14 protein-coding genes and 2 pseudogenes are annotated in these 20,268 nt (G+C 59.0%); 3 read left to right on the top strand and 13 right to left on the bottom strand.

Annotation, left to right across the window (positions count from 1 at the left end; translation table 11 throughout):
• Window positions 1-48 precede the first annotated feature (48 nt).
• From GFER_RS11450 to GFER_RS11505, 13 genes and pseudogenes are all read right to left on the bottom strand, one after another.
• Window positions 49-600, bottom strand: a complete 552-nt coding sequence (locus GFER_RS11450; protein ID WP_040099745.1) for a response regulator — start codon at window positions 598-600, stop codon at window positions 49-51.
• Window positions 597-3,056, bottom strand: a complete 2,460-nt coding sequence (locus GFER_RS11455; protein WP_040099747.1) for an ATPase, T2SS/T4P/T4SS family — start codon at window positions 3,054-3,056, stop codon at window positions 597-599. Before GFER_RS11455 ends, GFER_RS11450 begins: the two co-directional genes overlap by 4 nt.
• On the bottom strand, window positions 3,049-4,353 hold the full coding sequence (locus GFER_RS11460; protein WP_040099749.1) for a sensor histidine kinase: 1,305 nt from the start codon (window positions 4,351-4,353) through the stop codon (window positions 3,049-3,051). Before GFER_RS11460 ends, GFER_RS11455 begins: the two co-directional genes overlap by 8 nt.
• 87 nt (window positions 4,354-4,440) lie before the next feature.
• Window positions 4,441-5,109: a GTP-binding protein gene (locus GFER_RS11465; RefSeq protein ID WP_040099752.1), complete on the bottom strand. Its 669-nt coding sequence runs from the start codon at window positions 5,107-5,109 to the stop codon at window positions 4,441-4,443.
• Window positions 5,110-5,113: 4 nt separating this feature from the next.
• Window positions 5,114-6,445 carry an HD domain-containing phosphohydrolase gene (locus tag GFER_RS11470; protein ID WP_040099753.1) on the bottom strand — a complete coding sequence of 444 codons (1,332 nt, stop codon included), beginning with the start codon at window positions 6,443-6,445 and terminating at the stop codon, window positions 5,114-5,116.
• A 96-nt stretch (window positions 6,446-6,541) separates the two neighbouring features.
• Window positions 6,542-7,375: a response regulator gene (locus GFER_RS11475; protein WP_040099754.1), complete on the bottom strand. Its 834-nt coding sequence runs from the start codon at window positions 7,373-7,375 to the stop codon at window positions 6,542-6,544.
• Window positions 7,365-8,285, bottom strand: coding sequence for a sensor histidine kinase (locus GFER_RS11480; RefSeq protein ID WP_074669438.1), 921 nt, complete (start codon window positions 8,283-8,285; stop codon window positions 7,365-7,367). The genes GFER_RS11475 and GFER_RS11480 overlap by 11 nt, the downstream gene beginning before the upstream one ends.
• Entirely contained in the window at window positions 8,282-10,636 is a 2,355-nt protein-coding gene (locus GFER_RS17775; protein WP_052446325.1) for an ATP-binding protein, read from the bottom strand. The genes GFER_RS11480 and GFER_RS17775 overlap by 4 nt, the downstream gene beginning before the upstream one ends.
• The gene (locus tag GFER_RS11490; protein ID WP_052446326.1) at window positions 10,636-12,996 is read right to left on the bottom strand and encodes an ATP-binding protein; all 2,361 of its coding nucleotides are present in this window, start codon (window positions 12,994-12,996) and stop codon (window positions 10,636-10,638) included. Before GFER_RS11490 ends, GFER_RS17775 begins: the two co-directional genes overlap by 1 nt.
• A 179-nt stretch (window positions 12,997-13,175) precedes the next feature.
• The gene (locus GFER_RS11495) at window positions 13,176-13,664 is read right to left on the bottom strand and encodes a single-stranded DNA-binding protein (protein ID WP_040099757.1); all 489 of its coding nucleotides are present in this window, start codon (window positions 13,662-13,664) and stop codon (window positions 13,176-13,178) included.
• A gap of 726 nt (window positions 13,665-14,390) precedes the next feature.
• Window positions 14,391-15,941 carry an AAA family ATPase gene (locus GFER_RS11500; protein WP_052446327.1) on the bottom strand — a complete coding sequence of 517 codons (1,551 nt, stop codon included), beginning with the start codon at window positions 15,939-15,941 and terminating at the stop codon, window positions 14,391-14,393.
• Between the two features lie 46 nt (window positions 15,942-15,987).
• A pseudogene (locus GFER_RS19770) lies at window positions 15,988-16,467 on the bottom strand (TM0106 family RecB-like putative nuclease); the annotation flags it as partial.
• Window positions 16,464-17,360: a WYL domain-containing protein gene (locus tag GFER_RS11505; RefSeq protein ID WP_052446328.1), complete on the bottom strand. Its 897-nt coding sequence runs from the start codon at window positions 17,358-17,360 to the stop codon at window positions 16,464-16,466. The pseudogene GFER_RS19770 and the gene GFER_RS11505, both read right to left, overlap by 4 nt.
• A 204-nt stretch (window positions 17,361-17,564) precedes the next feature.
• Between GFER_RS11505 and GFER_RS11510 the strand changes: the two genes are divergently transcribed.
• From GFER_RS11510 to GFER_RS19775, 3 genes and pseudogenes are all read left to right on the top strand, one after another.
• The gene (locus GFER_RS11510) at window positions 17,565-18,647 is read left to right on the top strand and encodes a CBASS cGAMP-activated phospholipase (protein WP_052446329.1); all 1,083 of its coding nucleotides are present in this window, start codon (window positions 17,565-17,567) and stop codon (window positions 18,645-18,647) included.
• Between the two features lie 22 nt (window positions 18,648-18,669).
• Complete coding sequence (locus GFER_RS11515) at window positions 18,670-19,707, top strand: cyclic GMP-AMP synthase DncV-like nucleotidyltransferase (protein ID WP_040099759.1); 1,038 nt, start codon at window positions 18,670-18,672, stop codon at window positions 19,705-19,707.
• A 154-nt stretch (window positions 19,708-19,861) separates the two neighbouring features.
• Window positions 19,862-20,116: pseudogene (locus tag GFER_RS19775) on the top strand (E2/UBC family protein); the annotation flags it as partial.
• Between the last annotated feature and the right edge of the window lie 152 nt (window positions 20,117-20,268).

Consider the following 20,268-nt stretch of genomic DNA (forward strand, 5'->3'; position numbering starts at 1 on the left):
GCCAAGGGGACGGGAGGAAAAGCGCCGCGCATAAATTTCCCCACCGGCTTAGCGCTCCACGCCGAGTTCGCGCAGCAGATCGTCGATCTCCTCAGCGGCCGGCATGGTCAGATCGTGCGCCCCGTCCTGGCGGCGCAGGCGGGTGATTCCGGGGTGCTGGGCTTCAAGCTGCCGCAATCGGTAAGTCTGACAGCGGGCCACCGTCATCAGACGCCGCACACGCGTTTCGAGGTCGAATTTTTCCATGGCCGCGCGCAGCGCGAAGCGCAACTCCAGATCGGACCAGGGCTTGGTGAAAAAGCGATAGATTTCGCCGCGATTGACCGCCTCCATGATCCCGCTCAGAGTGGCATGACCGGTGAGCATGATGCGCACGACTTCCGGATGGCGCAAGCTCACCCAGGCGAGAAATTCACTGCCTTCCATGCCTGGCATCTGCTGATCGGAGATCACCGCCTTGAAGGCGCCGCCCGCTAAAAGCGCCTGAGCTTGCTCGGCGCAGGTCGCGCCGCTCACTTCTATGTCCTCATCGAGAAGCGCGCGGGCAATGGCGCGAATCACCTGAGGCTCGTCGTCCACCACCAAGACCGCGTTTTTCATGACAGACTCCTTGGTTTCAGCGTTTCCAGGGACGCGCCGGCCGCGCTGCCGGCGCGCTTTTCCCCACAAAAGGCACACACCAGCCAGTCGCTCTCCTGCGGCAGACGGCAGCGCACGCAGATCTCCTGGCGAAAATGCCCGCAGTAGGGGCAGAAGGCAAAGCGCGCCTCGATGCGGCGCTCGCAGTGCGAACAGGTGCGCTCATGCCGGATCTGCGGCCCCACCACGCGCAGCAACTCCTCCAGGGTGGTCGCGCCCTGGTGGACCTTTTCGATCCCATCGTCGATCAGCAGGCGCATGCCCCCGCCGCGCGCCATTTCCAGCAGCTCGCCTTCTTTGTAATTCTCACAGATGAAATGGCGAAAATCCTCATTCATGGTGAAGATCTCGTAAATGCCGACGCGCCCGGCATAGCCGGTGTTGTTGCAGCGCGCGCAGCCGCGCCCACGCATATTGCGCCCGGCCAGATGGGCGGCGGGGATGCGCAGCAGCTCCAGGGCTTCGGGATCGGGGTCTTCCGCCACGCGGCAGTGCGGGCAGATGCGCCGCACCAAGCGCTGGGCGACGATGCCCTCCAGGGCCGAGGCGATGAGATAGGGCTTGATGCCCAAATCGATCAAACGTGTAATGCTGGCGATGGCGTTGTTGGTGTGCAGGGTGGTCAGCACCATGTGGCCGGTAAGCGCCGCCTTGAAGGCCACATCGGCGGTTTCCAGATCGCGGATTTCCCCCACCAGGATGACATCGGGATCCTGGCGCATGGTGGAGCGCAGAATCGAAGCGAAGGACACACCGATGCGTTCATGGACAAACACCTGGTTGGCCTCTTCCAGAAAGTATTCGACAGGATCTTCGATGGTTTCAAAATTCTTGGTGCTCTGCATCATTTCCTTGAGCACCGAATAGAGCAGAGTGGTCTTGCCGCTGCCGGTGGGGCCGGTGGCGACGAAAATGCCCTGGGGTTTGCGAATCACGCGCCGTAGCTGATCGCGCGCCGCGGGCAAAAGGCCCAGATCCTCCAGATTGAGGATGGCGGCATTCTTGTCGAGGACGCGCATGACCAGCTTTTCGCCACTGATGGTGGGCATGGTCGAGACGCGGATATCAACCAGCCGGGTGCCGGCGCGCACGGTGATGCGCCCGTCCTGGGGCTTGCGCCGTTCGGCGATATCGAGGCGCGCCATGATTTTGACCCGCGAGACCGTGGCCGGGTGCAGGTCGGCGGGGATCTTGATCTTGCTGTGCAGAATGCCGTCGATGCGGTAGCGCACGATGCTGCATCGGGTCTTGGGCTCGATGTGGATGTCGCTGGCGCGATAGCGCACCGCTTCGGAAATGATGGCGTTGACGATGCGGATGATGGGTGGAATTTCCGACGAATCGAGCAGCTCCTGCACATTGATGTCGACGTCATCCTCTTCGATGATGATATCGACTTCGTCCATGGGCTCGATGTCGGGGATGTCGCCGAACACATCGCTCAGCTCCGCGCCTTCCTGCCAGACGTCGTTGAGCCGGCGGGCGATATCCGAACTCAGCGCCACCACCGGCTGCACCTTGAGTCCGGTCATCAGGGCGATGTTGTCGCATTTGTAGAAGTCGGAGGGATCGGCCATGGCCAGGGTCAGGCGGTTGTCTTCCAGGCGCAGGGGCAGCAGGCGGTTTTTCAGGCACAGGTCCCTGGGCAGAAAACGCGCCACGTCGCGCGCCACGGGGATTTCCTTAAGATCGACGAACTCCAGGCTCAGATGGTGTTGCAGGGCGCGCGCAACCTTGGTCTCCTTGACGATAGCCAGCCGCTCCAGGGCCTCGATAATGAATTCGTCGGGCGCCAGTTCGCGCTGGGCGCGCTGAAATTCGGCGCGGTCCACCAGTCCCGCCTTCTCCAATACGGTGCCGAGAATGCCGCGATTTTCCGTGAGCAGAGGCGCCGCACTCTTGAGTTTTTCCTGCTGGCTGCGGGTCAGCTCGCGCAGGCGACGATTTTCGCGAATAAGCACATACTGTTGCAGTCCCAGGCTCACCGTGAGGCGCAAATCCTCATCGTTCCACGGCTTGGTGATGAACTTGAAGACCGCCCCCTCGTTGACCGCGCCCATGATGGACTGCACATCGGCATAGCCGGTGAGCATGATGCGGATGATGCGCGGCCAGCGTTCCTTGACCTGGCGCAGCAGTTCAGCGCCGGTCAGGCCAGGCATGCGATGGTCGCTGACGATCAGATGCACTTGGTTGGCGCTCAACAGCTCCAGGGCCCGATGGGCATCCGAGGCGATGAGGATGTGGTAGTTCTCATCCATGAAAATGCGCTGCAAGGCGCGCAGCACCCCCGGCTCGTCATCCACCAGCAGCAGGGTGAAGCGCTCCTGCTCGCCCGAAGGCTCCTGCGGCTGCGCCTTTGCGTCGGCTTGCGTCTCGGGGTCCAGGGAGCGAAAGAGTTCGGCGAATTTAGCCATGGGCATCCTCCGCTGCCGCCAGATACAGGGCAAATTCGGCACCGCCGCCGGGCGCCGCTGCGACCTCGACATGCCCGCCGAAAGCGCGCGCGGCATCGTGCACCAGGGTCAACCCCAGGCCGACGCCCGCGCCGACCTCGCGGGTGGTGAAAAACGGCTCGAAAATTCGCGAACGCAGCTCTTCGGCAACCCCCGGACCGTTGTCGCGAAACATCAAACGCACCCCGTCCGCGTCCACCTTCCCCTGAATGTGCATTTCCAGACCCTCGGGGCGGGCCTGCGTCGCATTGCGGATCAGATTCATGAACGCCTGACAGAGCAGCGCCCCGTCGCCGCGGAGTTGGGGCAGGCCGTCAAGCTGCGCGCTGACGCGCGCATCCGGCGGGATCTCCGGCTCCATCACCGCCAGGGTGCGCGCCAGGGACTGAGCAATATCCACCGTGGCCCCCGGCGCCACATCAATGTGCGCAAAGGCCCGCAGATCGGCAATGATCTGTTTGACCCGCTCGGCCCCGGAAATACATTGGGGCAGCAGCTCGCCGACATCCTCGGTGACATAGTCAAGGCGCAGCTCGCGCCACTTGTGACGCACCGCCTCCTGAAGATCGGCGCTCAAACAGGTGCCGACGCGATGGTGAAAAAATTCGAGCATGTCGACGAAGCGTCCGACATACTTCTGCAGGGTATTGAGATTGCTCAGGATAAAGCCCAGGGGGTTGTTAATTTCATGGGCCATTCCGGCGGCCAGTTGCCCCACAGCCGCCATTTTCTCCTGCCGCAACAGGCGCGCCCAGGCGCGCTCCAGCTCGACGCCGCGCTCACGCACCCGCTCTTCGAGATTTTCGGACAGCTCGCGGTAACGGCTTTCGGAAGCGCTCAACTCACGGTTGGCCGCCAGCAACTCCTCATAGGAGAGGCTCACCACCTGGGTGTGAATCTCGGTGGTCAGCATGCGTTTGAGATTGGCGTTGATGGTGCCGTTGAGCGCCGCCGCCGCCATTTGCGCCATAGCCGCCATGATCCCCTCGGCCGTTGCGGCCTCGATGCGCACCTCGCCGACCTCCTCGCCCTCCAGCCACAGGGGCTGTGCGGCGCGTTGCGTGCCATACGGCGGCGCCACCTCGGAGTCGCGCGCGGGCCACTGCCAGAGCACTTGCGCGCCTGCAACCACCAAGGCACGCTGTGCGCCGGCGGTCACCGCGGCACGCAGCAGCGGCTCCACCTCGGCGACGGTGAGCACGTCGGTGAGCGTTTTTTCGGCGCCGACCAGAAATTCGATGCCTTCCGCGTCAACCATGGGCAGAAATCCTTTTTTGGTGAGTCACTCTTCCTCCTAGGGGCTCGCGGCCTCCATGGCGGAGGTGTCCGGCGCCCGGACGGCGATTCACAATCCCTCAGCTTCCCGCGCGGGCACCACCAGTTGGCGCACAAAATCGTCCCTGGTCAGGCCATGGGCGGCGGCCAGCTGCCATTTGTCATCCAGTTGCGCATAGGTGCGCGCGGCCAGGGTGGCGAAGGTTTCCAGCACGCCCTCGCCGTTCAAGGCCGAAGCCAGATGAATGGGAATGCCGGTGGGCTGCCACACGCGTTCGATGTCGTTCTGGGAGACCACCCGCGGTAAATCGCGCTTGTTGAACTGGATGACCAACGGCACCTGGGCGATATCCAGACCAACCAGGGCCAGGTTTTTCTCCAGGTTTTCAAAGCTGGCCACATTGTTGCCCGTTTCCGAGAGCTGCGAGTCGGCGATGAACGCCACCCCGTCGGCGCGCTGCAACACCGCCTTGCGCGTGGCGTCGTGGCGCACTTGGCCGGGCACGGTGTAGACCTTGATCTTGATGCGCAACCCGCTGGGCGCCGTAAGAAAAAACGGCAGGAGATCGAAATAGATGGTGCGGTCATCGCGCGTGTCGAGCACCATCAGATCGCCGCGGCCCTTGCGCGCCAACAGCTCGTGCAATTGCAGCAGGTTGGTGGTCTTGCCCGAAAGGGCCGGCCCGTAATAGACGAGCTTGAGCACCATTTTATTTTCAGCCTGGTTGAACTCGATCACGACCTCACCTCTTCTTAACCAGCACGGCGATGCCCCGGCGAAAGGGGTCCAGCTCATGGTAACGAAAGATGGCGGCAATCGCCTCGTCGTCAAGCACCGTGTTGCGGCTGAGCAGCAGCAGGCCGGTGCTGCTGAACAGATCGTCGTTAAGCACCATGCCGTTGTTCAGTTCGGCGGGCCGCACCAGGCGCGGCACCATGCCTGCGGCGTCGGCGGGCGGCCCGTAATGGGCGCGCACCACCTGTTCGAAAAAGGGGTAGAGGCTGGTGTCGAAGCGGCTGCCGAGATAGGGCTGCAACAGGGTCAACACCAGGTCGGCGGCGCGTTCGTCATGGCGCGGCAGGTTGCGATCGATGAAATCGGCCAAAGCGATGATGCGCGCCCCCAGGGGAATGGCGGTGCCCCCCAGGGCGTCCGGGTAACCGCTGCCGTCGTAGTGCTCATGATGATGGCGGATGAGCACCCCGGCGCCGCGCAGATCGGAGATGGCGTCGATGGCCATCTGGCCGCGCACCGTATGTTGCAGATATGCGTGCAAGTCCTCGCCGCTGAGCTCCTCGGCGCGGCGGCGCAACAGGCCGTCGGGGGTGCCGATTTCGCCAATGTCGTGCAGCAGCGCCGCCACCTGCAACTCGTCGCGCTCCTCGGCGCCAAGGTTCATGGCCTGCGCCACCCCCAGGGCCAGGGCGCTGACATTGCGCGCGTGGTTGCGCATGTGCGGCGCGCGCATTTCCAGCAGGCCCGAAAGCGCCCCGATGGTGTCGCGGTAGTTGGCCTTGAGGCGCGTGTTCTTGGCGCGCAGCTCCTCGTTTTTCTTGCGAATTTCAGCCGTCTGCTCCAGCACCCGGCTTTTCAGCCGGGTGTTCCACTGGCGCAGTTCTTCGTTCTGGCGATTGACGATCTGGTGCAGGCGCTCGTTTTCACGCTTGAGGCGGTATTGGGTGGCGGCCTCGCGCACGGTCATGAGCAGCGCCTGGTCGTCCCAGGGCTTGGTGAGATAGCGATAGGCACCGCCCTGGTTGATGGCGGCGATGGTCGCCTCCATGTCGGCATAGCCCGTGAGCAGGATGCGCAGGGCCTGGGGCGCGATCACGCGCGCCTGTTCGAGAAATTCAACCCCCGTCATGCCCGGCATGCGCTGGTCGGAGACAATCACCCCCACTTCGGGCGCGTCTCTGAGCATCTCCAGCGCCACGCTGCCCGAGGCGGCGGTCAGCAGCTCGAACTCCTCGTCCATGAGCAGCCGCCGCAATGCGGTCAGGATGTTGGGCTCATCGTCCACCAGCAGAATGCTTAAGGGGATCTCTTCTGCAACCAACTCCGGCGTCTCGCTCATGGCGCCTGTTCCTGTGTGCAACGCGCGCGCGCCAGATCGGCCGGCAGCCGCCCCGTGAGCCGCACAGGGGGCTCATCATCGGCGAACAGTATCGTTTCACGCATGCGTCTCTGCCTCCTCGTTAAAAGTCAGGATGATGCCCTGCTGAGCGCCGAAGCACATACGCACCCCCTTGACGCGCAGCAGCGCGCCGCCCAGCTTCACCCGCAGGTAGGCGGCGCCTTCCCCGGGCAGGCCGTCGATAAAGGCATTGATGTCCGGCGGCAGGGCGGCGTGGCGATCGGCCGCGATCAAGCCGCCCTCGACATCGGCAAAAAGCTCATCCGCCGAGGCGTTGCTGTACACCACCTGGTCGTCGCAATCCAGGCCGACAACCGCCAGGGGCAGGGCGTGCAGAATATTCTGCGCGCCGGTCAGCGCCTGATTGCGAAATACCAGCTCGGCGGTGCGCTCATTGACCAGATCTTCAAGATTTTCGTTCATCAACTGCAGCTCTTCGTTGGACAGACGCAGATCTTCCATCAGCTGGCGATTGCGCGCGTGCAGAAAGTAGCGCTCCAGGGCGTTGTCGATGGTAACGCGCAGTTCGTCGTCGTTCCACGGCTTAGGGATGAATTTGTAAATCTGGCCCTCGTTGATGGCATCGACCACCGCCGCCGTATCGGCGTAGCCCGACAGCACGATGCGCACCGTTTCGGGACGCCGCCGGCACACCTCATGGAGAAAATCCACGCCGGTCATCTCGGGCATGCGGTAATCCGAGATCACCACCTGGATGCCCTCCTCGCGCTCCAGAATCTCCAGCCCCTGCGGTCCGGAAAGGGCGGTGAAAAGTTCATAGTCCTCGTCGAGAAACACCCGCTGCAAGGCGCGCAGGACATTCTTTTCGTCGTCGACGCACAGAATCTTAATGACCTCGTCAGTTTTCATGCCCATGCTCCTCGGCCACCGGGAAAGACAGGGTAAAGGTGGTGCCGACTCCCAGACGGCTCTCGACGCTGATGCGCCCGCCGTGCTTGTTGACGATATCCGCAACGATGGCCAGCCCCAGACCAGTGCCCTGGCCGACGTCCTTGGTGGTGAAAAACGGCTCGAACACACGCTCCAGATGTTCAGGCGCGATGCCGCCGCCCGTGTCGCTGATGCTGACGTTGACCGCGCCCGCCGCGCGTCGCGTGCGCAGCAGGATGCGTCCCTTGTCGGTCATGGCATGTGACGCATTGACCAGCAGGTTCAGGAACACCTGGGTCAATTCCTGGCGGCGGCACAACACCTGCGGCAGCGGCTCATAGTCGCGCTCGATCTCAACCTTGTATTTGAGTTCGTTCCACACCAGCTTGAGTGTGTCCTCGAGACACGCCTGAAGATCGGCGGGCTGCAGCGCGTCGCTGCCGGCGTGAGAAAAGCTCTTGAGCCCCTGGACGATGGCGCTGACCCGCTGCGCGCCGTCCAGGGACTCGGCGATGAGCTGGTCGATATCCTCGACCACGAAGTCGATCTTGAGCGCCTTGCGCGCCGCCTCCAACCGCTGCGCGGCCGCCGGCGCATCGTAGGCCCGGATGATATCGTCCTGCACGCTGATAAATTCGGTGAGCTTTTGCAGATATCTGGCCAGCGAACTCAGATTGCTGGCGATAAACCCCACCGGGTTGTTGATCTCATGGGCCACGCCCACCGCGAGTTGCCCCACGGCGGCCATTTTTTCCTGGTGGAAACTACACAGACGCGCCTGCTCCAGCGCCGCGCGCGTTTGGGTCAGTTCACGCTGTAATGCCGTTGCGTCCGGCTGTTGGCCACCCGGGCATGGGCGCGGTGTGTCGAAATCTCGCTGTTCCCTCATACAGATATCCCCTCGTTTGCTTCCAGAACTTCGAGCTCGGCACCCACCTGCGCAAGAGGCAGGCGCACGGTAAAGGTGGACCCCTCGCCCACCCTGCTCTCCACATGGATTTCTCCACCGTGATTTTTGACGATTTCGTAGGCGATTGACAGGCCCAGCCCGGTCCCCTGGCCCACCTCCTTGGTGGTGAAAAACGGATCAAACAGCCGACCAAAATGCTCAGGCGCGATGCCCCGGCCCTCGTCCCGCACGGCAATGCACACCCAGGCCCCCTCCCGCCGAGAACTCAGGCGGATGGTTCCCTGGCGCTCCATGGCCTGAGCGGCGTTGACCAGCAAGTTCATAAAGACCTGACTGAGCTGCCGGGGGCGGCACATCAGCGGCGGCAGATCCTCATAGTCGCGCACCAGTTCGGCCTTGTATTTGATTTCGTTCCAGGCGATGTTGACGGCGCTCTCCAGGCACTCGCGCAGATCGGCGGGCACCGTCTCCCCGTCGTCCAGGCGCGAGAAGGTCTTGAGATCCTGCACGATTTTGGTCACCCGCGCGGTCCCCTCGCGGCACTCGCCCAGCAGCAGCGGCAGATCTTCGAGAATGTGCGGGATTTTCAGCGCGTCGCGCCGCTGCGCCAAATCGGCGCCGCCATCGCTCAGGCCTTGCTCCAGCAGGGCAAGATACTCCGTAAGGCGCCCGAGATATTTCTCCAGAGTCCCCAGGTTGCTGGAGATATAACCCAGGGGGTTGTTGATCTCATGGGCCACCCCGGCGGCCAGCTGGCCGATGGACGCCATCTTCTCCTGCTGCTGCAAATAACTTTGGGTGGTCTTGAGCTCTGCGTAGGCCTGTTCGATCTGCAGGTTTTTTGCCGCCATGGCAGCCAGCAGTTCCTGCAACTCCACCTCGCTGCGCTTGCGCTCGGTGATATCCTGGATGGTGCCGAACAGTCGCTGCGTGCGCCCCTGGGCGTCGCGATAAAATTGGGTTTCGCTGTGCACCAGACGCACGTCGCCGTCGGGACGCAGGATGCGATGCTCCATGACGAAGGAGCCGCCGCCATTGAGGGCCGCCGCCACCGTGCTTTGCACCCAGGGGCGATCCTCGGGATGCACACGGGACAAATATTCTTCCCGGTTGAGGGGCGGCTGCTCCGATGAAACGCCCAGGATGCGATACAACTGCGCTGACCACTGAATGCCGCCGGAGGCCGAATCCATCTCCCAATGCCCCATGCGCGCCATGCGCTGCGCCTCGCACAGCAACGCCTCGCTGCGTTGCAGCGCCGCGGCCTCGCGGTCGATTTCGGTGACCAGATGATTGAAGGCCGCGCCCAGGGTGCCGATCTCGTCCGCGCTGGCCCACGTGAACATCCGTGCTTCGGCCTGCTTGTCCCCCATGTCCTTGACATGTCGGGTCAGGTCGCGCAATGGCGCGGTCAGGCGCCGGGCAACCAGCCAGACCAGGCCGATGGACAACAGGGCGACGGCGGCGATGGACAGCAGCAGCACCAGGCGGGCGCGTTTGATAGGCGCATAGGCTTCGGCCAATGGCGTGGTGGCGCCAAGAATCCAGTCCGTCGCCTGCAACTGTTTGTAACTCACCAGCATGGGCACGCCGCGCGAATTGACGGTTTCGCCGCTGCCCTCGAACCCCTCCAAGGCACGGTCGAACAGGGGGTTGACGCCGGGCGGCACATCGCGCTGCATGATGCGGCTCAGATCCGGGTGCATGATCATGGTGCGGTCGGAGGCAAACAAAAACAGGTATCCCGTCTTGCCTACACGCGCATGCGTCAGCTTGCCAAGGACGTTATCGCGGGTGAGATCCAGGCTGCCGAGCAGCACGCCCCAGATGGCGCCCTCGTCATCGAAGATGGGGGCGGTGAGCATGACGATGGGGCGACCGTGCGCGCGCAGGGTGTGAAAAGGCTTTGAGATCAAACCCTGCCCGGTGCGCAGGGTTTCCTGCAGATATTCGCGGTGGGAAAAATCGCGTTCGAACATCTCGGCCTCAAAGGGCTCGATGGCAAAAAGCCGCCCGTCTGGCGACAACAGGGCCAGCCCGTTTTCAAACAGGCTCTGGGCGAAGCTCTGCCGGGCGATATAATCCTGGGCACCGGCGAAATCGCGCGGAAAGGTTTTCGCCATGGCGGTCAGGCCCCGATGCGCCAGGCGCAGTTCCTCGTCGATCTCCCCGCCCAGGGCCGCCACCAACCCGTACTGATGCGCGGCGATGGTGCGCTGAAATGCCTTTTCGAAATAGGCCAGGGCGCCCCAGCCCAGCAGGCCGAGTGCGACGACCAGCAGCAGGCTCACGGCCAGGGTCAGGCGGGCCTGAATGCTCATGGATTTCATCAAGCGCCACCTCCTGTATCGGCAAGGATTCCCTGCCCGCTATTCCCCAGGGGCAGACGCAGGGTAAAGGTCGAACCCTCACCAGGAGTGCTGTCCACGCTGATTTCGCCGCCATGTTTCTTGACGATCTCATAGGCGATGGCCAGACCCAGCCCCGTGCCCTGCCCCACTTGCTTGGTGGTGAAAAACGGGTCGAAGAGCTTGCTCAGATGCTCGGGCGCGATGCCGCCGCCCGTATCGCTCACGGCGATGCTCAGCCAGTCGCCCTCATGGCGGGTGCGCACACAGATGGTGCCGCGCTTGTCGATGGCCTGAGCGGCGTTGACCAGCAGGTTTATGAATACCTGCCCCAGTTGCTGCGCATGGCACACCAGGGGCGGCAGCGCCTCGTAGTCGCGCACCAGCTCGGCCTTGTATTTGATTTCGTTCCACACGATGTTGATGGTGCTCTCCAGGCACTCCACCAGATCGGCGGCCAGCGGCTCGCCGGCGTCGAGACGGGAAAAGTTTTTCAAATCCTGCACGATCTGTTTCACGCGCTGCGCCCCTTCCAGGGATTCGTCCAGCAGATGGGGAATATCGGCAAGAATATGGTCGATTTTGAGGGCGCGGCGCTTTTGCGCAAGGTCTGCGGTCGCGGCGGAATTTTCCGGGAGCCATTGCTCCTGGGCGGCGAAAAATTCTTCCAGGCGCGCCAGATATTTTTGCAGGGTGCCCAGATTGCTCGACATATAGCCGATGGGGTTGTTGATCTCATGAGCCACCCCGGCGGCCAGCTGGCCGAGGGACGCCATCTTTTCCTGTTGCAGAATGCGCTGCTGCCCGGCCTTGAGGTCGTCATAGGCCTGCTGCAACTCGCGGCGCTTGGCTTCCAGGGCCCGATTAGCCGCAGCCAGCTCGCCCGACATGCGGCGCATGCGCGTGACATCCTGCAAGGTCACCACGGTGCCGGACTCACCGGCGCCGCCCTCGCTGAAGGAATAGGTACGCGACAATAGGAAGCGTCCCGTAGACGGATCATGCAGCATGACCCCGTCGCCGAGGCCGCTTTCGGCGTGGACTTCCAACGCGCCAAGCAAATCGGTCAGCGGCAGTCCGATGAGGCTATGGTAATCGCCCGCCATGACACTTTGCAGCGCGCGATTGCAGCGACGGATGCACCCCTGCGCGTCGGTGAGCACCACGATGTCGTCCAAACAGTCAAGGGTCTGCTCCCATTCCTGCTTGATGGTTTCCACCTGATGGAAAAGTTGGTGCAACTCCTCATGCTGGCGAAAGAGCCGGTTCTGGTTTTCGAGCAGGGCCTCGTTCATGGCCCGGCGCACCGAATAGTCCGCCAGGGACACGAAGCTCTGGCGGGTGCCCGCAATGCGGTTGGCGGCCATGAGGACGTAGCGCAGCTGGCCCTGCCGTGAGCGAAAGCGGATCTCGGCATTGACTGAGGCCGGCCCCTGTTCGTCCCACAAATCACCGTCGAGCTTTTCCATGGCGGGCAGATCGACGGGATCGATAAAGGTGCGCCAGTTCATGACGCCTTCCATTTCGGCGCGGGTATAGCCGAGCTGGATTTCCGCCTGGGAATTGCAGCGCAGGATGGTACCGTCCTGCGCAATAATGAGCTTGATATTGCCGCTCGTCTCGAACATGGTGCGGTACAGCGCTTCGGAGTGGCGCAGGGAATTCTCGGCCAGCCTGCGCGCGGTGATATCGCGGTGACTGACCACCACGCGCGGCGCGCCGTCATAATGCAATGCCCGCACCCGCCCGATGAACCAGCGCTGAATTCCGGGGGAGTGGCAGGAATATTCCAGGGCGAAGCTCTCCTGTGCGCCACGCAGCACCGCGTCGATGCCCTGCGCGAAGTCCCTGGCCTCGCGGGCGTCCTCGCCTTCGGCGGCGCGGCACACGCCGTAGTAATCGGCCCCCTCGTTGACGTTGCCGTTCACCGGTCCGTTCTCCTCGGCAAACCGTCGCCAGCCGTTATTGACCGCAAGGATCTTGCCCTGCGCATCAAGAATCGCGATATGGTCGGGCAGGGCGTCCAGGGTGGCGCGGAGAAAGCTTTCCGAGCGGCGCAGCCGCTCTTCGCCGGCGCGGTATGCGGCAATGAGGCGCGCGTAGGGTTTGAGCAGCAGCATGTACCCCAGAGGGCCGACAAGCCCGACGAGAAGCCCCAGATTGATCAGGGCGACTACGACAAGGGAAAAATCCGGATACAGCCAGTGCATCATCTTGTCGATAAACAGGGCGATGGCGGTCGTCGCCAGCAACAGCACCAGCATGGCGCCACGCTTGGGCAAGGGCGTGTGATCGGGCCGGGTGGCGTGAACGGACTTGGTGTCAGATGATTTAAGCGTCATGGCGCCCACTGGAGAAAATCATTATCCTTAATAAATAAACCGTCCTTAATTGTTACCATAGATTTCGCCAAGAAACAATTTTTTTTGCCGGCGCTCACAGCGCAGCCCGCAAACGTAAAAAGGCCGACAACTTGGCAGGTTGTCGGCCTTTTTACGTTTGCGGGAATTTCCTTGAGAACTTAGAACGGAATATCGTCATCGGGGTTGAAAGGCGGCTCTTCAAAGTCGTCGCGACTGGGTTCGCGCTTCTGTCCGCCGCCGGCTGCCGGGCGCTGGTCGCCGCGCGGCGCGGCGGAGCTCTGCCGGCCGTAACCACCACCGCCACTGCTGCCTTCGTCGCCGCGCCCGCCGAGCATCTGCATCTGGTCGGCGACGATTTCGGTGATATAGCGGTCGTTGCCGTCGCGGTCCTGATATTTGCGCGTCTGGATTTTTCCTTCGATATAGATCTGCTTGCCCTTGTGCAGGTATTTGCCGCAGATCTCGGCAAGCTGGCGCCAGGCGACGATATTGTGCCACTCGGTCTTTTCCTGCTGCTCGCCGCTTTTGTCCTTGTAGCGCTCGCTGGTGGCCAGGGAAAAGGTCGCCACCGCCACGCCCGAAGGAGTGTAGCGCAGTTCCGGGTCTTTGCCGAGATTGCCGACCAGAATAACTTTATTGATTGACATGAGGTCCTCCGTTGATTGCGAATTGTGAAATGCTAATTGTTATTGTCACTCGCTAAAAGAAAATGTCATTTGCTAAAATAATATGTCACTGGCCAAAAGAAACTGTCAGCCGCCGGAATGCATTGTTCAGTTCACAGAGACAGCCCCTAGGCCGCACGATCTCCCTTTTGGCATCTACTTTTGGGATATCGACAGATGCCGCCAAGGCGGCGGTAGAGCCCGGTATCCTTCACGGGGCATAGGTCCTCTGGTGAGTAAGGATATGCCCAATCTGAGGACGCCGACAAAACGCACACGTCTTCACATCAAGACGCCAGCACTGGAATCTTGCCGCACTTAAAGGTATTTTGTCAACGAATAAATCCAAAAAAATCAAGGACATAGGCAAAACACGAGCACGATTGATTTATTACAACCAAGCCATGCTAGCACCCACATTCGGCAACCCAACACAAAGTATTGGCCAGAGCCATCTGCTCGACCGTATGACACCTTATCGCCATCAACTTTGGACTCGCTACTAGCAGTGCCAGGCAACGAGCCCGGGAGATGGCCACATTCAGCCGGTTTTTACTGTAAAGAAATCCATGAACCGAGGCAGGTAGTCGCCGCTGGAAGTAGCCATGGAGACGATCACTGCCTCGGCCTGTTGCCCTTGGAATTTGTCAACGGTACCCACCCGTGCGCCGGCGGGCAAAACCTCCCTGAGGAGATTCACCTGCATGTTTAGGGGGCGACGACAAGGATATTTTCTGCGGACATGGCGTGCTCCCGCCCTTGGCGATCCATGTATTTCTGCTGGAGGAGGCTTTCATAGAGATTGCACGCAATCTCTGCTTCCTGTTCGCTTCTCTGCGAACACCCGTCGTGCTCGACTCCGATGAATCGGATCCCTGTAGCTCTCAGCTTGGGGTGGGCATCGGGAGCAAGAATCAGGCACTGTTTTTGGTTGTCCGGCTCTGGCCGCAGGCGGCTATCATAGACCGCATCAGAGATGAAACTGCAGACATCCTCATGCATGCGCCACGAGGTGTGGAGAAAAACGCCCCGGTCATTCGGGATAGTTCCCTGGCCCTTGAGAAGATAGTCGAGCGTGGATTCGCCCGAGTGCCCCGGGTGAACACCCTGGAGTGGCTGCTGAAGTTGCATCTGGTCACCCAAAAGGACGAAGTTCTTTGCGCAGGTTCCCATGGCGACGAGGTTGGCGAGGGCGACCTGCCCGGCCTCGTCGACGAAGAGGTAGTCCAGAGTCTGATCGAAGTCCGGATCTGCAAACAGCCAGGCGGTGCCCGCCACCAGACTAGCCCCAGAGGCGATGACCGCCGCCTTTTCGGTAACATCGACGATCAGTTCGCCATTGAAGAGTGAATCAGGTCCGGAAGACTTCTTGAATCCCCGGAACCTCACCCCCTTTTCTGCCGCCCGCTTTTCCACCGCATCAAGGAGGTTGTTTATAGCCTTGTGGCTATTGGAAGACACACCAACTCTGGCGCCCCTCGCGAGCAGATCGACAATGACGTGGGAGCCGGTGTAGGTCTTGCCGGTGCCCGGAGGACCCTGGATAAAGAGATAGCTGTTCTGAAGACGGCTAACCGCATCACTGATCTGGCCGGTCGAATCGCCCGTATCAGAAATAATCGGCGCTCCCGCAGAGAGTCCCTTGATGGCTGGGTGCTTTCTTTTCAGGATCGCCTCAAGCGCCGCATAGCGGTGGTCGTTGGCAATCAGGCTGTCTGCGAACCGATAGACTGCTTCCTTGAGAACATCCGTCTTGATGGGCCCAGTAGACATCACTGAAATTTTTTCAGGCAGAGTGCCGCTCTTTCTTCCGAGTTTTATGCGGATAAGTTTCTTTTTCTCATCAATCGACGCGATCTTTCCCGCCCTCTCCAAGGTGTCGGTGCGAAGGCAGTCGTAATCGACCTTGAGTTTGAACTCCTGCTCTGGATACCGAAAGGTATAGACGCTCGACTGTTTCACGGCCTCGGGCGGATGCTCAGGCGCCGCCTCCATTCCGCCGATACATTCAGGGTCATCGATCAGTTCCTCCTCAGTCATTTCCTGGCGCGCAAACATGGCCCACCATACGGGCTTATCTGCTCGGCGGTGGAAGTCAAGAAGTTGGAAAACGAGTTCCCATAAATAGTGGTCATCGGTCCATTGTTCCCGATCCTCCGGCAGAGGATTCAGCAGATTTTTCCCATATTCGGCCAGACGCATCTCGGCCTCGTGGACCCGCTCGCTCTTCTGATTTTCTGACTGCTCGCCTAGTCCCATGGTGCCAGGTTAGATCCTCCGGGCGAATCTTCAGCAGCCACTCACGCAAGAGATAAGTGGAACGGCAATCATCCTCGCTGTAGTCACAAATTTGCTGGAGAAGGTCCGGATTCCGGGTCTCTTTCCAATGCTCGTAACAGACGATGCTCGCGCCAGCGTTTGTGACCTCGCCTTCCCCTTTCTCCATGTAGAAAGTTTCAAGGTTTTTGATGGAGTAACGCGGTTCGGAGACCTGAATCCCCTCACGGACGACCTTGTACAAATCGACCAGTCTTTCGGTGCGTAGCAGGTGGTCAACTTCCGCTTCGCAGGTCCCATGGAGGGACATCAGCCTCTTCAGCGCGCTCTCCTCATTGGTGGCATAGTGATAGATATGCAAATTGGGAAATCGTTTGAGAGGCGCCATAACAAAAGCCATGAAATTTTCGAAGGCTTTTCTCTCCTCCTGCCGGTTGAGTAGAGGATAGAGCCGTCCAGTTTTTGCATGAAAGCAAGCCCTCCATGTTTTGGCAAGCGAACTGCTCAAAACCCTATGGGTTTGTAATTATCTGGAATTGACTCTGCATTTAGGAGAACAATATGTTGACCTGCCATCTCATCTTGAGCGCATTTGTGATCCAGGCCATATCTTCTCAAGAAATATGACAATAATGATTGCCTTACATAAACCTCCTTAAAACCATTTTCCATTCCATATTCCATCTCAATTGTGTTTTTTTGATTTTCCGATAAATTAGGGTTTGGTCCAATTTTTAGCGTAATGAAAGTATTCCATTCATTGTCCTCTTTCTCTTCAGCTTCAGTTGGTCTCTGGGCTTTGATTTCCCATATTCTGCCAATGGCAAAATCTCTAAAATCCTTACGCGTAAAACAATATGACCTTATGTGCCAGCGGAAGCCGTCGTATGCAAGAGATTTTGGTGCAATCCATCTCCAACTAGGATCTTGCCTGGACATTGACTGGTAGAAAACATTTAAGTCTGTTTTATTCTTTAAAGAATGGATGATGGTTTTAAGGGTATCATTAGGTAATTTTCTTTCTAAGACTGGGATTAAATACGTGTCTGGGACACTTTTTATTATAGATTCATTTTGAGTTATTAGTCCTGAAGAGATTTGTTTTAACTGTGATAGATAGTCATCTGATGTTGGCTCATAAAATACCGGCTTAAATTCTTGGGTAGCAAAGTAAAACTTTCCGCTTCGATCATAGTCGAGGTTTCTTGGAGCAAGTTCTTGATACTTGCTTAAGTCGTTTGAAGCCTGGGGTATAGAAATGCCGAAAAAATCGGTCAAATCTCCTCTGTTCACCCGACCTTCCCAATACAGCCGGAAATCGATAAACTCCAACCGCTTGGAGGCTTCCCAGCGTATCCCCTCGTCCATGCGGGATTTTTTGTCATACTTGACCGTCCACATTTAGATCACCTCATGCGAATAAAAATTAGATTGACATAGAAACTATGCGCGTATATTCTATACGCGTTTTCTGGGGAGGTCAAACGGATTTCCACGAAGTTGTGCGCTTTTTAACAGCCCATCGCTTCGCCTACCAAAACCGCAGTGGGTTAAGTTCATCTCCCTTTATTGTCTCTGCATAGAGAGGGCGAGCAGGAGAGCAAAATGCCATTCAGAGTGCTTAGCGTTAACGGCGGAGGGATGCGCGGCATATATGCTGCAACCTACCTTGAGTCTTTGGAAAAGGCCTTCGCCTCCCGCCGCGATGTTCAGGCTCTCGATATCGGAAAAGGCTTCGACCTGATAGTTGGGACGAGCACCGGTGCCATAATCGGCTGCGGGCTTGTCCAGGGGATCCCCCCCTCAGAAATGGTCAAGTTGTACAAAGAGAACGGAGCCAAAATTTTCCCGCAAAAACTCCCCAATAAATTTGGGGTTGACCTGTTCAAACAACTTCTAAATCGTCCAAAGCACCTACGCCAAGGAGAACAGGCTCTCCGAACTGCGCTCACCGAAGCCTTCGGTGACACTACCGTCAAGCAGGTCTGGGACGACAGACAAATCGCGCTGGCGGTAACGGCGGTCAAGATGAGCAACTATGAACCGTGTGTGTTTAAGACTCCACACAATCCCGATTCTACCGGGCGAGACAATGAATGCACGCTCGTCGATATCTGTCTTGCGAGCAGCGCCGCCCCATTATTCCGTTCTCTGGCTGCCATAGACCATAAGAATCACGGGACCTGCAACGTCTTCACCGACGGTGGTTTATGGGCCAACAACCCGGTCATTGTCGCAATCACCGAGTCATTGCGGATACTTAAAGATCAGGGCAGGGATGATGAGACGGTGGAGGTTTTCTGTCTCGGCAGCTGCGGGAAGCCGGAAGGAAACATGATTGCCAGGGATAATCTGGCAAGAGGCCTCATTGGCTGGCGCTTCGGCGGTGAGGCCGCGCAGGTTTCAATTGCGGCACAGGAATACGCCTACGATTTCATAGCGCAGGAACTAACCAAGTATTTCAGAAGATCCGTTACGGTTGTCAATTTTCCCGCAGGCAGGGTCCACGGTGATTTGCTGGAATACCTTGACCTCGACGAAACCCGGGAGGTAGGTCTCAACGCCCTCATAAACAAGGCCAGGGACGATGCCGAGAAGACAAATAGTTTCATCCGCGGCGACATCACATACGGCCCCATGATTACGGAATTATTTGAATCTATGCCCCCAATGCAGACCCGGAACTAAAGCCCGCCACAGGAGAATTGTCATGAAAGACTGTTCGAAAGACGTACTGGCGTACCATGATGACAAGGTAACCCTGCCGCAAGCGGAGCGGACCAATATGCGCGACCGGAGGGATGCCAACCGCGAACGACTCCGGAAACGGCTCAAGGAAAGAGAAAATCCGTCACCTCAGGAGTTTGTCAAACAGGGCTCCTACGCAATGCTGACCATGGTGCAAGATGCTGCCAACGATTACGATATAGATGATGGAGTGTACTTCACCCAGGCGTCGCTGAAAGGATCGAAGGGAGGTGACAAGCCAGCTATGGAAGCCCGGCAGATGGTATGCGACGCCCTTGCCGACAGCCGCTTCAATAAAGCACCTGAGGTGAAGAGAAACTGCGTTAGAGTTTTCTACAATGACGGATACCATGTCGATATGCCCGTTTACCGAATCAGGACGAGCGACGGGGATTACGAACTTGCCTCTGGTTCGGACTGGAAACATTCGCGCGCCGCGGACGTGGAAGAATGGTTCAATCAGGCAAACCAGACAAAGAGCCCGGATGAAAACAATGGCCGTCAGTTCAGGCGCATCGTACGGTTGCTCAAGAAATTCGCCAAAAGCCGTAATTCCTGGAAAAGCCAGACTGCGAGCGGCTTCTCCATTACTATCCTTGCTGAAGAGCAGTATGTTTCGAACAAGGACCGCGAGGACGCCGCCCTGCGGGACACGATGAATAAAATTTACAACCGGCTCCTCTGGAACCTCGAAGTCAGCCATCCTGTCACGCCAGGAGCCAAGGTCACGAAGGGACCTGACGACACAAAGATGAGGGTCTTCCGGGACAAACTCAAAGAGGCCTTGGACAACCTGGCCGTGCTAGATGATGCGGACTGCACTCGGGAAAAGGCCCTGAAGGCATGGGACAAGGTTTTTAATACCGATTACTTCATGAGTCGTTATAAGGGGGAAGAGAAAGTCAAGGATTCCGAAAATTCTGCTTTCCTGTCAAGCCTTATTGCTACAAAAAGCGAACCCGTCGCAGTACAGAAAAACGGAGGGGGCCGGTTTGCCTGAAAGTCACTATGCACGGGGAGTTGAGCGACTTGAGTCATTTATTGCTCAATTTCCCGAGTGGCGTCGATTGATTCCCTCGGACCTGAATTCATACGGAGGGAGGTTTACCGCAGGTTGGGAATTCCCCGGTCTGTGTGACGACCCTGCCGTCCACTTGAGAATCCTTGTCGACGCAGAATTCCCGTTCAGATCTCCCAGGATTGCCGTTTTCCCTCCACCCGCCGTACTTACGCGCCCGAATCTGGAGGAGCAGGGGATTCTCTGTCTTCTCGTGGAAGGGGCGCTGACTTCCACAGAACGCATTGAGTCGGTCTCCATGGAGTTGCTTGCCGACGCCAGAGACCTTGTCAATGGGTGGCACTCGGGGGCTTCACTGGAACGATTCGAGGACGAGTTCCAGAGTTACTGGAATCGTTGGCAGCGTAACACTGAAAAGTTCATATCTCTTTGCGCCATCGACGGTCCGTCCCGGTGGGTCTGCGCCTTCCATGAACGAAACTTCACTATCGTCGCAGACGACGAGAAAACCCTAAAATCGTGGGTTTCGAACTATTTTACTCC

This window comes from Geoalkalibacter ferrihydriticus DSM 17813, assembly GCF_000820505.1.
Taxonomy (GTDB): domain Bacteria; phylum Desulfobacterota; class Desulfuromonadia; order Desulfuromonadales; family Geoalkalibacteraceae; genus Geoalkalibacter; species Geoalkalibacter ferrihydriticus.

Coding starts and splice junctions, on each gene's coding strand:
- GFER_RS11450 (WP_040099745.1), bottom strand. CDS start 600: ATGAAAAACGCGGTCTTGGTGGTGGACGACGAGCCTCAGGTGATTCGC.
- GFER_RS11455 (WP_040099747.1), bottom strand. CDS start 3,056: ATGGCTAAATTCGCCGAACTCTTTCGCTCCCTGGACCCCGAGACGCAA.
- GFER_RS11460 (WP_040099749.1), bottom strand. CDS start 4,353: ATGGTTGACGCGGAAGGCATCGAATTTCTGGTCGGCGCCGAAAAAACG.
- GFER_RS11470 (WP_040099753.1), bottom strand. CDS start 6,445: ATGAGCGAGACGCCGGAGTTGGTTGCAGAAGAGATCCCCTTAAGCATT.
- GFER_RS11475 (WP_040099754.1), bottom strand. CDS start 7,375: ATGAAAACTGACGAGGTCATTAAGATTCTGTGCGTCGACGACGAAAAG.
- GFER_RS11480 (WP_074669438.1), bottom strand. CDS start 8,285: ATGAGGGAACAGCGAGATTTCGACACACCGCGCCCATGCCCGGGTGGC.
- GFER_RS17775 (WP_052446325.1), bottom strand. CDS start 10,636: ATGAAATCCATGAGCATTCAGGCCCGCCTGACCCTGGCCGTGAGCCTG.
- GFER_RS11490 (WP_052446326.1), bottom strand. CDS start 12,996: ATGACGCTTAAATCATCTGACACCAAGTCCGTTCACGCCACCCGGCCC.
- GFER_RS11495 (WP_040099757.1), bottom strand. CDS start 13,664: ATGTCAATCAATAAAGTTATTCTGGTCGGCAATCTCGGCAAAGACCCG.
- GFER_RS11500 (WP_052446327.1), bottom strand. CDS start 15,941: ATGGGACTAGGCGAGCAGTCAGAAAATCAGAAGAGCGAGCGGGTCCAC.
- GFER_RS11505 (WP_052446328.1), bottom strand. CDS start 17,360: ATGTGGACGGTCAAGTATGACAAAAAATCCCGCATGGACGAGGGGATA.
- GFER_RS11510 (WP_052446329.1), top strand. CDS start 17,565: ATGCCATTCAGAGTGCTTAGCGTTAACGGCGGAGGGATGCGCGGCATA.
- GFER_RS11515 (WP_040099759.1), top strand. CDS start 18,670: ATGAAAGACTGTTCGAAAGACGTACTGGCGTACCATGATGACAAGGTA.